Origin of the sequence: Dorea ammoniilytica (genome assembly GCF_025567415.1) — a bacterium.
Taxonomy (GTDB): Bacteria; Bacillota; Clostridia; order Lachnospirales; family Lachnospiraceae; genus Claveliimonas; species Claveliimonas ammoniilytica.
The window spans coordinates 93,338-108,531 of the sequence record NZ_JAOQJV010000006.1; the positions used below are offsets into that span (position 1 = coordinate 93,338).

Below are 15,194 nucleotides of genomic sequence, written 5' to 3' on the forward strand. Positions count from 1 at the left end.
TACTCGTGATCTGGAATCTGCATTCCCCGCACCAACGACCGGCAGGTTTCCTGACTTGTAAAGTATCTCTATGTCTGCCTTCCCAGTTACCCAGTGGCATTCCAGCCATAGCCATTTACTCACAGTGACGAGTTCGTACAGGCATCTCACCTGTTTCCCTTTTATCTGTTCCGGCATAGTCTGCTTAAAGAAGCATATTCCGCAGCCATGCTAAACAGCACCGAACGTTTTATAAAATTACCTAGTTAATATAGCATCTGACGATCGGCAAGTCAACAACTCACCAGCCGTCTTCTAGACTCATTTCTTTTCTTATTAAGTACTATCCTTTCATGTATTTGATCCTGTTTTATTCGTATACGACTTCAGACAACCACTCTTGTACTATATCTATGCCTACTTCCAATACTTCCGCAATATACTTTTATGTTTATTCAAATTTATCATTTTTGTATATATCCATTGTGTATCATTTACCTTTTTTATATGTCCTAGCCCTACCACAAAAGTCACATAAACGCATTTAAAAAAGTCCCTTTTTGTAGTTATTAATTACCGCAAAAGGAACTTCATATCACATATACCATTCTTTCTATTTCAAAAACTCTTCTACATCTACCTCATCAAATGACTGAATCACCGGGTATTCTGTTTCTTCCTGCTGTTCTATCCATTTCGTATACCAAATTCCTTTTAATCCGTTATCCCAGGCACCCTTTACATCTTTTGTAAGATTATCTCCGATAAATGCACATTCACCTGCAGGTACGCCTGCTTTTTCAACACATAATTCAAACAGATGCGGTGTTGGTTTCTCCACTCCTGCTTCTTCACTGGTAACAATAAAATCAATATATGGCGAAAGATTTAAAAATTCCAGTCGTCGGTATTGAATATGTGCAGTCATATCCGTTCCAATCCCAATACGAATACCACGTTCTTTCAATTTCTGCATAAACCTGATGATTCCTGACGAAATCAATGAATGCTCGATTGATGCATTCCAGTACCTGTCATACATATTCACCGTATGCGGAAATAATGGCTTGTCCCACAATTCCAACATACACTGCATCCGCATCAGACGATTGTGCATAGCTGCTGTCTCACTGCCAATTCTGCCCATCATGATCTTGTTAGCTCTTTTATAACATTCTTCTGTTTCTTCTTCCGATACTCCAAACACGCGATTGCAATAAGCCGCTAATGATCTCATGCCGTATTCATGACTGTGTTCGTAGCTATATAACGTATTATCAATATCAAAAATTACAGCTTTTATCATATGTACTCCTCTTCTATGTAACACCTCGGATTGCTCCGCGCTTCCTCATGTTTTGGCGGGTATAAAGGACAAGCCGTTTCATGCGAGCATGAACGGCTTGTCTTTTATACCCTGGTATTACATATTTTTCAAAAATGCCTTATATCCTTTATATGCTTCGTAGATATCGGCTTTGCTTGCAATTTCCCATGGAGCATGCATGCACAGAATAGCTACACCGCTGTCGATGACTTCCATTCCGTAGTTTGCCATGATGTATGCGATGGTTCCACCGCCACCGACATCAACTTTACCAAGCTCTGCGAACTGGTATGCTACTCCATCCGTATCTAATGCCTTGCGGATCTGTGCAAGATATTCTGCATTGGCATCGTTGGATCCGCTCTTTCCGCGGCTTCCTGTGAACTTATTGAATACAAGTCCTTTTCCGAAAAATGCTGAACTTCTCTTCTCAAAGGCTTCTGCAAACATCGGATCGTAAGCTGCGCTTACATCTGAAGAAAGCATCTTAGAGTTCTGCAGTGCTCTTCTTACTTTAATATCAGCAGTCTCACCCATTAATGCAAGAATCTCTGCTACTGCATTTTCGAAGAATCTTGAATGCATACCTGTTGCACCAACGCTTCCGATTTCTTCTTTATCTACTAAGATACAACATGTTGTTCTGTCTCCTGCTTCAACATCCAGCATAGCAAAGAGAGATGTAAATCCACATACTCTGTCGTCCTGTCCGTATCCCATTACCATACTTCTGTCAAATCCCATGTCTCTGGACTTTCCAGCCGGAACGATCTCTAACTCTGCTGAAACAAAATCTTCTTCTGTCATTCCATAACGCTCTTCCAGAATAGCAAGCATATTCTTCTTTACTGCTTCTTTCTCATCTTCCGATACTCCTTCGAGCGGACGGTTACCAATGATCACGTCAAGTTTCTCGCCTTCGATGATCGCATTGGCTTTCTGCTCCATCTGCTTGGCAGCCAGATGTGGCAACAGGTCTGTTACTGCAAATACCGGATCTTCCTCGCTCTCACCGATGCATACGTCTACGACTTCTCCGTTCGTCTTAGCAACCACACCATGAATTGCGAGCGGCATTGTCAACCACTGATATTTCTTAATTCCACCATAATAGTGCGTATCCAGATATGCAAATTCTTCACTTTCATATAATGGATTCTGCTTTACATCAATACGTGGTGAATCGATGTGTGCTCCCAGAATATTCATACCTTCTTCCAGTGGCTTCTTACCAATCTGGAACAGAGATACACTCTTGTCCATGCATACTGCATAGATCTTATCTCCTGCCTTTACAGGTGTCTGATTCTTAATCAGATCACGGATATCCTGATATCCTTTTTCCTTTGCCATACGAACTGCGACTTTCACACATTCACGCTCTGTCTTACCTTCGTCCAGGCAATGTTTATACAATGCATTTGTAGCTTCTAACTCAGCAATCTGATCCTGATTATATGAGGACCATACATTTGCTCTCTCCATTTTTCACTACCTCCTAAATTATACTATTGGATCAGACATTTACTTATATAGTCTGTCCTTTCTGCGTAATTCTTAGTATAACACATCCCTATCTTAGATGCCATACCATTTCCCTGTTATTCCGACATTCAAGTCGAACATCCATGAGACTTGGCGCGTGATTCTGGTCAGCGAAGCTGACATATTCCTATCAGAATCACTGCGCATCCTCGCGGAGCGTTTATCTCAGTCGGAGATTGGACTCCCACTGAGACAAATTTGCTATTACTCATTACCTGAAGAGGTGGGAGTCTTCTCGACTGAGATAACATCACAGAATTCCTCTACTGGAGTTTTCTATATTATTTCGTTTCTCCAAGAGAGTCCACACCGTCATCAAAGCACCGTAGAGTACACCTGCGACTGCCCAGACAAACCAGCTATACTGTGGCTGGCCATTTCCCTGCGGTCCAAATGTATAATAAAGAAAAATTGCTGTCACTATCAGCCAGTATACAACGCTGACCGTTCCGCGCACGCTTTTCTCTTCCTTACTTTTTCGTGAATAATCTCCCTCTTCCAACAGTTTATCCATGGCATTCTGTATCGTACCTGCATAAACAAATGCATAGCATCCTAAGCCGACAATGATCAATAGCAGACTTACCATGCCAACATATAGGATATCCGGTCCCTCCACACAGACTGACATGAATAACGGCAATACTGACAGGATGCACAGCACCACTCCTGTGATATTCATACGGCTGTACGCCGGTCGAAACTCTTCTTTCTGTTTCTTTACCATCTCTGCTGCTCCGGTCTCCAGTTGAATTGCTTCATTTTCCAGATAATCATACTGTTTCACTTTATGATAACAGGACATAAACTCTACCACCGCAATCGTAACCAGAAGCAACAGCACGCACAGTCCGATTCCGGCAGCCATATTTTCCGACAAAGAGAACTCAGGGCGTTCACTGAGTGCACTGAGCATAAGAAGTGCTATCGGAGACAGTACGCATAACAATGTGGCACCGGCCATCTTCGGTGCCGCTTCCCTGCGGAGTCTGAGATATTCTGATGCCTCATTCATTGTAAGTACCCGCAGTTCTTCCGGATTATCTTCTGATTCTTTTCTATTAATGACCTCTTTATCTTCTGTCTTTGTATCTTCTATCTCATCTTTTAACAGATAGTCTGTCGTAACTCCAAATATCTCACTCATTTGTATAATTTTCTGAATATCCGGTACTGACTGTGCTCCTTCCCATTTTGATACAGACTGTCTCGTCACACCGAGCTGTTCTGCAAGTTCTTCCTGTGACCACCCTTTTCTTTTTCGCAATAATATGATTTTATCTGCTAAGATCATATCTATCCTCCTGACTAAAACTCACGTTTCTTTTCTTGTGAACACAGCATAACATTTTCCTCTTTTGCTTACCATAAAGTATACCATACAATTTGTCAACTGACAGTTGCAGCCACGTATTTCTGCCTGTTACAGCCATATATTTTTGCTTGTCAACGCTATATAAAAAGACAGACCATGACTCTGTCTTAAGCCACGCTCTGTCTTAACGACTCATTATTAAGTCACTATTTCGTTTACAGCTGCCAGCCTGCCGCCTGCATCTGTACTGCTGCCATATGCTGATAGATGCCGCCTTTCTCTTCCAGTTCTTTCGGCATACCAATCTCTGCCACTACGCCATCTTTTAATACAACAATCTTATCCGCCTCGGCTACCGTACGCATGCGATGCGCAATAATCATAACGGTCTTATTCCTGATCAGTTTTGAAAGTGATTCCTGAATAACCGTCTCATTATCCACATCCAGTGATGCTGTTGCTTCATCCAGCAGAATGATCGGTGCATCCTTCAGGAATGCTCTGGCGATCGAAATTCTCTGCCGCTCACCGCCAGACAATTCGGAGCCGTTTTCACCGATCATCGTATTCCAGCCATTCGGCATTTTTTCTGCGAACTCATCACAATGTGCCAGCTTTGCAGCTGCAATAACTTCTTCATCGGTTGCATCCTGTCTGCCGATTCGGATATTTTCCATAATCGAATTATTAAATAATGTTACATCCTGAAAGACAATGGAATACAGAGACATCAGCGTCTCCGGATCCACATTCTGTATATCCATACCTCCAACTGTAATTCGTCCTTTCTGTGCGTCCCAGAATCTGGATGCCAGTCTGGATACCGTTGTCTTTCCACCACCGGAAGGTCCGATCAAAGCTGTAACCTCACCCTGTTTCGCTGTAAATGAAACATCTTTTAACACCGTTTCTCCGCTGTCATAAGCAAATCCCACATGCGAAAATTCAATATCATAGCCTTTATTCGTAAGTTCGGTTTTTCCTTTCTGTACTTTATGAGACAATATCTCATCCAGACGTTCACACTGGACATCAGTTGCAATAATCGCTGCCAGATTCTGTAATGAGATCTGCATCGGATCATACAATCTGGATACCAGCAGCAGAAACATAAAGAAAGTCAGCACATCAATATCACCTTTTGCCAGAAGCATACCCCCCAACAAAGCAGTTGTTGCAATACCAAACTTCAGGATCATCTGTGCACCTGCCACAAATACCGCTGTAGTTAATTCTGAAAAAATCGCATGCTTTTCCACTGCATGGATTTTATCATCAAGTCCTTTCAGATACTCGTCTTCTGAATTATTGGCGCGCAGATCACGTACGGTTTCCAGACACTCCTGAATCCCGTCTACACACGCCATCTTCAGAGTCATCTGTTTGGCTGCCATATTCTTCTGTACTCTACCGGAACAGAGCACGATCAGAAATGAAACCGGAAGTACCCAAAGAGCTGCGATTGCCATTCTCCAGTTCAAAAAGAAAAGGCTCACAGCCACTAATACTGTAGAAATACACGCACCGATCAGTTCCGGAATCCAATGCGAAGATGCTGTCTCCATGGTGGCACAGTCTGCCATAATCGCACTGGTAAGGTCTGACAGATCTTTCTTTCCAAAAAAAGATAATGGTATCTTTCTAAGCTTTTCTGCCAATGTAGTTCTTCGCACTCCACTTTCTATGTAAGTATTTAAGAATGTTGCATTATACTGAATATAAGTTGTCACAGCAATCAGGATCAGACACGCAATACATCCAATTGCAAAGAAACCTCCTCTGCCGTTCAGATCATCTGCCATATAGTATTTCACCAGCATATATAACATTCCTACCGGCAACATCAGAACAATATCTGAGATCGTTACAGAAATAAATGCACGGATCATATCCTGCGCACCTTTTTCTGAAAGCGCATATCTGTGTTGTAATTTCTCTTTTAATGTCATATTACACACCTACCTTCCAGCATACAGACTGATTATATTTTTCCCACATGTGAGCATATAATCCATTTGCTTTTTCCAGACTTTCATGAGTACCTGATTCTTCGATCTCACCATCTTTTAATACGAAGATACGATCGGCATTGGTTACAGAAGACAATCTGTGTGCAATCATGACAACCGTCTTGCCCTTAGAAAGTCTGCTGAACGCTTCCTGTACTTTTGTCTCATTATCAGGATCTGCAAATGCTGTCGCCTCATCGAGGATCAGAATCGGTGCATTCTTAAGCATTGCCCGTGCAATGGACAGACGCTGTGCCTCACCACCGGATACATAGGTACCTTTTGTTCCAATAATCGTATCCATACCATCCGGAAGTTTTTCTATAATATCTTCACACTGGGCATTCTTTAATGCTTCCATCACTTCTTCTCTGGAAGCATCTTTCTTACCCATACGCACATTATCATAAATAGACATTTTCAACAGTTTACTATCCTGAAACACAAATGAAACCTGCTCCAGCAGCTCCTTTGACGGAATATCTCTGACATCCACACCGCCGATCTTCACTGCGCCTTCCGTCACATCAAAGAACCTTGCAATCAGGCTTGCCAGCGTAGTCTTCCCTCCGCCGGACGGTCCTACAAATGCCACATGTTCTCCCTCTCCGATTTTGAGATTGATCTGATGCAATGCATCTTTCGCAGTGTCTTCATATCGGAAAGATACACGTTCAAAGATAATCGAATGATCTTTTGGCTGCTCTTCCCGTCCACTCTCTTCCAGTGGTCTGCAATCCATGATTCCATCCACACGTGCCAGTGCATCTGCCACGATCATTTTATTCTCACTGAAGAACATGATCTTATTCAGTGTCACTGTAATGATCGGTGTGATAATAATGTAAAACAATAGATTTAAAAGAAATGTATTACTTGCTGTAAAGAAAAATGCAGCCGCGATCAATATGGTAAATACCGCATTGATGATTGTTGTATAGGCAACCATCGGTATCCTCAGATCCTCTGTATATGCAATCGTCCATTTTTCATATTTTTCAATGGATGTACGGAAGCGTTTAAACGAAAACACAGACTGCCCAAACGTCTTAACGACAGGAATACCACGCACGTATTCCACAGCTTCGCTGGACATTTCCTCCAGTGCATTCTGATACTCCTTCATCTTCTGTTCCATCTTCTTCCCCATCATGCTTCCCATGATAAGAAATGCAAGACCTACAGGAATAAGACTTAACAATCCAAGCCGCCAGTCAAATACCAGCAGCAACACCAGCAGTCCCACCGGTGTAGCATAGGCCCCTGCCTGATCCGGAAGCTGATGAGCCAGATATGCTTCCGTTGCTGCACTGCATTCATTTACCGTTTTACGGATTTTTCCGCTTCCTTCACTATCCATAAAGCCTAATGGCAATGTCACAATATGATGCATCATTTCTGATCTCATATTTGCCTGCACGCGAAACGCTGCAATATGAGAGCACATCAAAGCACCAATATAGATTACCATAGATAATAATGCTGAAAGCACAGCAGACCACCCATAGCTGGATAAATGCTCTACCTGGCTGTACTCCGGTGCTGCATTCAGCACTTCTCTGATGATTTTCCAAATGTAATAGAATGGTACGAGCGCAATCCATGCACTGATCACAGACAGTATCCATGACAGAATTGTCAGGTATTTGTAATTGCCTGCATACGCAAAGAGCCTTGCTAAGGAACTTTGTTTCTTCATCTTAAAACCTCTTTTCCTCTTCTTTAAATTATGCTATTTTTCTCCTTATCAATAATTAGTTGCAACTAACTATCGATTTTAAGAAAAGACTGCATGCAGCGCAGTCGTCATATATAACACTGTTATAAAGATACTCCAGAAATTCCTTTTTTGTCAAGCATTTTCGTTAGTTTTAACTTACTGTTTTAATATTTTCATCCAGCCAGCTGTATAAAATTCGTGCATAGTTTTCAGATATATCTTCGCCTGATCAAGTGGCATCTGATGAATAAACATTTCAAAATAGGTGTTAAACATTCCAGTTGCCAGCATATGTTCCAGCATAGAATCAATCTCCGGCGACGGTCTGCCCACACTGTCAAGGCTCTCCTGATAGCGATGTGTCGCTTCTACCTCAATTTCCACCATTTCATCAATCATTCCCGCATATCTTGTTCCTTCCGCGCAGCACAAAAGAAGCTGAAATTCCTCCGGATAATTTTGTGCATAGAGCAACACGTCAAGCATACAGTCCACGGATATCTCTCCCACATGATCCGGCTGTTCCTCTGCCGGAAGCTCCGCAAATTCATCCTGCGCCTGACAGAAATGTTCCATCACATAATGATATTGCTCATCTACCAGCGCTCCAAACAATTCTTCCTTACTCTTGTAATATCCATAAAATGCACCGGTCGTAACTCCGGCCATTTTCACAATATTCCGAAGCGAAGCTGTCTTAAATCCTTTTTCCAGAAATTCCTTTTTTGCCGCTATATGAATTTGTTCTAATGTGTTATGTTTTGCATCCTGCTTCAATCCTAACGTCCTCCCGGCATCATATACAGCAACGCATTGCAGATGCAGGCTGCAATATTACTGCCGCCTTTTCTTCCTCTTGCTACGATATACGGCACATCTTCTAATGTCAGTATCAGTTCCTTCGATGGCACAACATTCACAAATCCTACCGGCACACCGATAATAAGCTCCGGCTTCACTGCCCCGGACTTCACAAGTTCGTACAAATGCACCAAAGCGGTCGGAGCATTGCCGATTGCAAAGATCAACGGACCCGGAAGCTTCGCAGCATGCTCCATGCTGACTACCGCGCGCGTAACGCCTCTCTTTTTTGCTTCTTCTGCCACATCCGGATCTGACATGAAGCACCGAATCTGACAGCCAAGTGCTGCAAGCTTTCTTTTATTAACACCCGCCATCGCCATCTGCGTATCCGTAACGATGGTTGCACCGCTTCCCAGTACCTTCAGCGCATGTTCAATCACTCCATCGGAAAACACCAGGTTCTTCGCATAGTCAAAATCTGCACTGGTATGAATGCAGCGTTTTACCACAGGTTCGGTTCCCGGCACTAGCTTCACGTCTCCCAGTTCTTCTGTGATAATTTCGAAGCTCCTCTTCTCAATCTCTTGCGGGAGCACCTGTTCCAGTTCAATCTCTTTCATCATCTTCATCTTCGTTACCCCTTTATCTTTGTTCCAATCCCCATAACCACACGTACCACTTCATCCGAAAAAGCAGCCAGCTCTGTACAGATCCGCCCTACCTGTTCTCTGTAGCAGCGATCGGCTGCATCAATCGGCACCAGCCCATATCCAATCTCATCACTGACCAGAACAATCCCCGGATTCTGATAGATCAGCTTGTCTGCAAGTACAGCTCTCTGTTCTTCTTTTACATTTCGTATATATTCATGGAAACCATAAATAGCTTTGCATGTAAATATATCTGTTTCTTTACAATCTTTTCCATCAATCCAATCTTCATCTGCAATCTCTGGAAAATGTGCTTGCGCCCATGCAAGCTGTCCCTGATAAGCTCCACCGATTATCATCTTCATCGTTTTACCTCCACTGGTATTCCATAGACCACTTCCGTTACCCAATCTGCCTTCTGTGCAAGCCTGCGGTTCACTTCCGAGAGAATCTTCTTATACCGGATCATATCCGCTGAATCTCTGGTACACTCCGAACACACTTCATTGGTAACAATCACCACATGTTCACATCTGCTACAGAGTTCTTCCACACCGTCCACGATGCTGTCCGCGGTCTGCTCTCCTGCTCCATCCGGGCGATAAATCTCATTTGCCGTCAGATTCGACATGCACTCCAGCAGAACCGCCGGACGGTCTGTCAACATTTCTGCCGTTCCCTTCAGATCCACATAACGTTCCAACGTATCAAAACCTTTATCCTTGCGCATTTCCCGATGACGTGCAATCTTCTTAAGTGTCTCGTTCCCGAAGGGTTCCATAGTAGCAATATAATATTTTTTGCAATTATTTTGTTTCGCCAGGCGTAGGAGTTCTGTTTCCGCATAAGCGGATTTCCCACTTCCGCTGCCTCCGGTTACTACATGCAACATTATTTTCCTCCGCGTTCTATGATCTCATAGACCATCTTCATATCCAAATTCTCTCGGATGATATCTGCCAGTTTATCATACTGTTCTTCTTTATACTGTTTTCGGTCAATATTCTTCACCTGATCTGCATCCAATCCTTTACGTTTCAAGATTGTCTTAAGAACTGCCGTTACAACCTCGGCCTGATCAAAAATGCCATGAATATAGCAGCCATAGACATTACCATGCTGCATACCGTCTGCAGTACCACTGTCCAGATGCAGAAGTGGCTCCGTCTCGCCCATACATTCGGTTTTGCCCATATGAATCTCATATCCGGCAAACGGCACATCCGTAAGTTCCGCAAATGCTCCTTGTACAATACCAAAATGACCGGTTATCTGTGTCCGATGCTTTTCCGGTTCAAAGACTGTTCTTGCAGGCAGAAGTTCCATACCGCGCACACATTTGCCAGCACCAGCCTCCACTCCGTCAGGATCATGCACTTCAGCTCCCAGCATCTGATATCCACCACAGATGCCAAATACCAGACCACCTGCCGATGCATGGCGGAGTATCTTTCCTTCTAATCCATTCTGTCGCATCCACAGAAGATCTGCGATCGTACTCTTAGTTCCCGGAAGGATCACCAGATCCGGTTCGCCAAAATCTGCTGACTGACTGATATAACGAAGCGATACTTCTTCTCTGCATTCAAGCGCAGCCAGATCTGTAAAATTCGAAATCCTCGGAAAACGGATAACCGCAATATCAATCGGTCCATTTCCCTGCTTTCCTGCAAAACGCTCAGACAAGCTGTCCTCATCGTCAATATCCAGATAGAAGTACGGCACTACCCCACAGACTGGCACATGAGTTCGCTCTACCAGCATATCCAGTCCCGGTCGTAAGATTTCCTTATCTCCACGGAATTTATTGATAATAGTTCCCTTGATGCGTCGCCTTTCTTCCTCCTCTAACAGCACAATGGTTCCAACAATCTGCGCAAACACACCTCCTCTGTCGATATCTCCGGTCAAAAGCACCGGTGCGTCGATCATTTTCGCCAACCCCATATTAACAATATCATTGGTCTTCAGATTAATCTCCGCCGGGCTTCCTGCACCTTCCACTACGATTATATCATACTGCTTCGACAGCTTTTCATATGCTTCCATGATCACTGGAATATACTCTGTCTTTCTCCGGTAATATTCCATGGCCGACATAGTGCCTTCCACTTTTCCATTGATGATCACCTGTGAGCCTGTATCATTGGTCGGCTTCAACAGGATTGGATTCATTGCCGCAATTGGTTCAATACCTGCCGCCTCTGCCTGCATTACCTGCGCCCTTCCCATTTCCAGACCGTCTTCTGTAATGTATGAATTCAATGCCATGTTCTGGGATTTGAACGGAGCTGCCTTTACACCGTCCTGCGCAAGCACCCGCAGAAGTCCTCCCGTCAGCACACTTTTCCCGGCATTTGACATGGTTCCCTGTATCATAATCGGCTTTGCCATCTGTCATCCTCCTATCTCAAATCCGTGTTATCTATCACATCACGTATCGCATCGATCAGCTGTCTGTTCTCTTCCTCTGTCTTTACTGCGATCCGATAATAACCTTTTGTAAGTCCCCGGTAATTACTGCAATTCCGGATCAGGATACCCTTTCTTTTCAATGGTTCCATCAGCTCCTGATCCAGATAGAATAACAGATAGTTGGCTGACGACGGATATACCTTACATCCCATGCTTTCCAGTTCTCCGGCAAGCCAGATTCTCTGTTCTGCTACATAACTTTTCACTTTTCTGCGCCAGCCAGTCTCATCTAACGCTGCAATTCCTGCTTCCTGCGCCGGGATCGATACGCTCCACGGCTGTCTGACTTCTTCCATGCGTTCCAGGAGATCTGTATCCGAACATAATCCATAACCAAGCCTGAGTCCCGGAATGCCATACATTTTTGTAAACGAACGAAGCAAAAAAAGTGATTGAAACTGCCTGATATATGGCAGCATCGTCTCCTCTTCCCGGTCAAACGCAAATTCCCAGAAGCTTTCATCCACAACCATACGTGCATAATACTTCTCACACAGTTCCAGCGATTGCAACAGAATATCTTTTAAAATCAATGCTCCTGACGGATTATCCGGCGTACAGAAGAAAACTATTCCAAGCCCTTCTTTTAATTCCTTCTCCAGACGCACCAAAAACTCCTCATCCAGCCTGAAAGCCTGTTCCGGATTCCGTTTCCACACAATCACCTCACTGTCCACACTGCGCAGAGCCTGCTCATACTCCTGAAATGCCGGAGCAAGTATCATGCCCTTTCCCGGCTTCTCTGCCAGCACCAGAGAAAATAACACATCTGCTGCGCCATTTCCCGCAATTATCCACTCAACCGGAATCTTCAGTGTCTCTGCTAGCTTCTGCCGCAATCTCCTACACTGACTGTCTGGATAAGCTGTCACCATTTCCATCCCACGAATTGCTGCCTGGCGAACTGCTTCATTGGCTCCGAACGGACAGATATTTGCTGAAAAATCCAGCCGGTATTCAGTTGTGTAGATATCTCCTCCGTGTGTATATTTCATGTCATACCTCTATTGTCAAAATACTCTTTAGAAAAACAGCCGGATGCCACTGAAAAGCAAAAATGTCAGCACTTCTGTTCCAATCATTAATTTCTCCGACCGCAGAATATCCCTTGGCTCAATATCCCGGATTGGATCCCCGATTGTATCTTTCTCATGTTTTTTCCCAAAATACCAGGCATCTCCCGCAAGCTGCACCTGCAATGCGCCTGCACATACTGCTTCCGTCTGCGCTGCATTTGGACTTGCGTGTTTTCTTTGATCCCTCTTCCAGATCCACAGTGCATTCTTTCCGTCCATCCCAAGCAGACAGGATGCCAGAATCATAAGCAGTGCTGAAATCCTTGCCGGAATAAATCCCGCCACATCATCCATTTTCGCCGCTACTCTGCCAAAATACAAATATTTTTCATTCTTATATCCTAACATAGAATCCATAGTATTGACTGCCTTATATACAAATCCAAGTATCGGACCGCCGATCAGCATATAAATTAATGGTGCAATCACCCCATCATTGGTATTCTCAGCCACCGTTTCCACCGCCGCCTTCGTCACGCCTTCCACTGTCAGATTCTCCGTATCCCTGCCGACAATCATCGATACTGCCAACCTTGCTTCTGACAAATCATCCTGTATTAATTTCTTATATACTTTTTTACTTTCTTTTCCGAGTGATCTTGCTGCCAATAGCTGATAGCACCAGAAACACTCCAACACAAATGCCGCACATGGGCTGAACTTCTCTGCCAGATATAAAATCCCCATTGGCACTGCTGCTGATGCCAGGATCACAAGTATCCACAATATTCCTCCTGCGATCAATAGTTTCTTCTCATTCCCCTCCTGATCTCCGGCAAACTTCCGGAGTATCTTTTCCAAAAACGATATCCATTTGCCAATAATCCGCACCGGATGATACAGCCATACCGGATCTCCAAATATCCAGTCCAGTATCATACCGATCAGGCAGACACATAATATCTTCATCGTAATTTTTCTCCATCTGTTATATCTATCTCGTGTAGGATCCGGACATTGTAAAAAAGATGTACGCCCTTTTTCCACTCTTCCGGATCAATATCAGTTATATATCCATTGCCGTTACATACCTGCCAGTGGTAAAACGGTCTTTTCTCGGGATCAAATGCAGACAGCACCGCCATAATTGTCCCACCGTGCACTACCACACCTGCACGTTTACAGTCTTCCGCAATCAGTCTGCTGATCATATTCTCTGCTCCCTGTACGCAGCGCTTCTGAAAATCTTCCCGGTCTTCTCCTCCAGGGAATGCACCTGCACCACCGGAATCAAGCCAAGCCTGATATACCGGCTCGTTCTTCAGTTCTTCATATGTCTTTCGCTCATACTCGCCAAAATCCAACTCTCGCATCAGCGGTTCTGTCTCAAAAGGCATACTCGGCCAGATCCTTTCTGCTGTCTGCCTGCATCGGAGCATCGGGCTGACGGTCAGTGCATCAATCTGCGGATAGTTTTTCAGATCCTGCGGAATCATTTCCTCATCCAGTGGTTCATCCGTACTTCCTATATATTGTTTCTTACGGTTGCCTGGTGTCATAAAATGCCGTACCCATATAATCTCCATCTGCTACCTCCCAATGCAGGTCACTAAAATTCCGGTAAACATTGCAAGCTCTGCCGTCTCCAGAAAAAATCCTGCCAGATCTCCTGTCACGCCCCCAAACTGCTTCCGGCTCACCACTATATAATATAGAAATGCGATCATCACACCAGTAACAGCTCCTGTCATTGCCCGTGCGTTCATCACTGCCATCATGATCACTGCTGCTGCCACATACAGACACATCGTAATCCTGACAACTTTTTTCTGTGCTCCGTCCTGAAACATCTTCAACAACCCACTATTTCTTGCCGCCGGAAATGTAACTACGCTGAACCCACTGAGTGCTCTGGAAAGGACAAAACTTACACAGCACACTCTCAGCACTTCTGCCGGAAGTTCACTCCATACTGCCATACTCCACATCAGATAACAACCCATTCCCAATATAGCAAATGCACCCGCATGAGAATCCTTCAGAATCTCCAACTTCTTTTCCCGGTCTCCCCAGGATCCGAGCGCATCCATGGTATCCATGAAACCGTCCATATGAATGCCTCCGGTGATCATGATCGGAATCAAGGTAAATACCACACCACGGAACAGACCGCCCACAGACGTCTTATCCAGCAGCCAACCTGCCAGATACATAACTGCCCCGATGACAACTCCAATCATGGGAAAAAAGCACATGGCATATCGCATATTTTCTTTTTCCCAGTCCACTCTCGGAACCGGTATTCTGGAATACATAGATAATGCGATAAAAAATGAATTTATAATACTCATATA

Annotated in this window: 14 protein-coding genes and 1 riboswitch; all 14 genes read right to left on the reverse strand. The window is 44.1% G+C overall.

Annotated elements, in window-relative coordinates; all coding sequences use genetic code 11:
- Positions 1 to 23: 23 nt before the first annotated feature.
- A riboswitch (cobalamin riboswitch) is annotated at positions 24 to 240 on the reverse strand.
- Positions 241 to 592: 352 nt separating this feature from the next.
- Complete coding sequence (locus OCV65_RS06695; protein ID WP_262581413.1) at positions 593 to 1,285, reverse strand: HAD family hydrolase; 693 nt, start codon at positions 1,283 to 1,285, stop codon at positions 593 to 595.
- A gap of 117 nt (positions 1,286 to 1,402) precedes the next feature.
- Positions 1,403 to 2,791, reverse strand: coding sequence for an aminopeptidase (locus OCV65_RS06700; RefSeq protein ID WP_118382718.1), 1,389 nt, complete (start codon positions 2,789 to 2,791; stop codon positions 1,403 to 1,405).
- Positions 2,792 to 3,101: 310 nt separating this feature from the next.
- Positions 3,102 to 4,145, reverse strand: a complete 1,044-nt coding sequence (locus OCV65_RS06705) for a helix-turn-helix domain-containing protein (protein ID WP_262581414.1) — start codon at positions 4,143 to 4,145, stop codon at positions 3,102 to 3,104.
- Between the two features lie 236 nt (positions 4,146 to 4,381).
- Positions 4,382 to 6,115: an ABC transporter ATP-binding protein gene (locus tag OCV65_RS06710; protein WP_262581415.1), complete on the reverse strand. Its 1,734-nt coding sequence runs from the start codon at positions 6,113 to 6,115 to the stop codon at positions 4,382 to 4,384.
- Between the two features lies 1 nt (position 6,116).
- A complete protein-coding gene (locus tag OCV65_RS06715; RefSeq protein ID WP_262581416.1) occupies positions 6,117 to 7,874 on the reverse strand; it encodes an ABC transporter ATP-binding protein in 1,758 nt (585 codons plus the stop codon).
- 177 nt (positions 7,875 to 8,051) lie between these two features.
- Complete coding sequence (locus OCV65_RS06720) at positions 8,052 to 8,672, reverse strand: TetR/AcrR family transcriptional regulator (protein ID WP_262581417.1); 621 nt, start codon at positions 8,670 to 8,672, stop codon at positions 8,052 to 8,054.
- Positions 8,673 to 8,674: 2 nt separating this feature from the next.
- Positions 8,675 to 9,328, reverse strand: a complete 654-nt coding sequence (locus OCV65_RS06725; protein ID WP_330666895.1) for a precorrin-8X methylmutase — start codon at positions 9,326 to 9,328, stop codon at positions 8,675 to 8,677.
- 5 nt (positions 9,329 to 9,333) lie between these two features.
- Positions 9,334 to 9,714, reverse strand: a complete 381-nt coding sequence (locus OCV65_RS06730) for a bifunctional adenosylcobinamide kinase/adenosylcobinamide-phosphate guanylyltransferase (protein WP_262581418.1) — start codon at positions 9,712 to 9,714, stop codon at positions 9,334 to 9,336.
- On the reverse strand, positions 9,711 to 10,241 hold the full coding sequence (locus OCV65_RS06735; RefSeq protein WP_118382723.1) for a bifunctional adenosylcobinamide kinase/adenosylcobinamide-phosphate guanylyltransferase: 531 nt from the start codon (positions 10,239 to 10,241) through the stop codon (positions 9,711 to 9,713). The genes OCV65_RS06730 and OCV65_RS06735 overlap by 4 nt, the downstream gene beginning before the upstream one ends.
- Positions 10,241 to 11,743, reverse strand: a complete 1,503-nt coding sequence (locus OCV65_RS06740; protein WP_262581419.1) for a cobyric acid synthase — start codon at positions 11,741 to 11,743, stop codon at positions 10,241 to 10,243. The genes OCV65_RS06735 and OCV65_RS06740 overlap by 1 nt, the downstream gene beginning before the upstream one ends.
- 11 nt (positions 11,744 to 11,754) lie before the next feature.
- On the reverse strand, positions 11,755 to 12,819 hold the full coding sequence (locus OCV65_RS06745; protein WP_262581420.1) for a pyridoxal phosphate-dependent aminotransferase: 1,065 nt from the start codon (positions 12,817 to 12,819) through the stop codon (positions 11,755 to 11,757).
- A 27-nt stretch (positions 12,820 to 12,846) separates the two neighbouring features.
- Positions 12,847 to 13,809 carry an adenosylcobinamide-phosphate synthase CbiB gene (cbiB, locus tag OCV65_RS06750; RefSeq protein WP_262581421.1) on the reverse strand — a complete coding sequence of 321 codons (963 nt, stop codon included), beginning with the start codon at positions 13,807 to 13,809 and terminating at the stop codon, positions 12,847 to 12,849.
- Complete coding sequence (locus OCV65_RS06755; protein WP_262581422.1) at positions 13,806 to 14,426, reverse strand: histidine phosphatase family protein; 621 nt, start codon at positions 14,424 to 14,426, stop codon at positions 13,806 to 13,808. Before OCV65_RS06755 ends, cbiB begins: the two co-directional genes overlap by 4 nt.
- Before the next feature lie 3 nt (positions 14,427 to 14,429).
- Entirely contained in the window at positions 14,430 to 15,191 is a 762-nt protein-coding gene (locus OCV65_RS06760) for an adenosylcobinamide-GDP ribazoletransferase (protein WP_262581423.1), read from the reverse strand.
- Positions 15,192 to 15,194 lie beyond the last annotated feature (3 nt).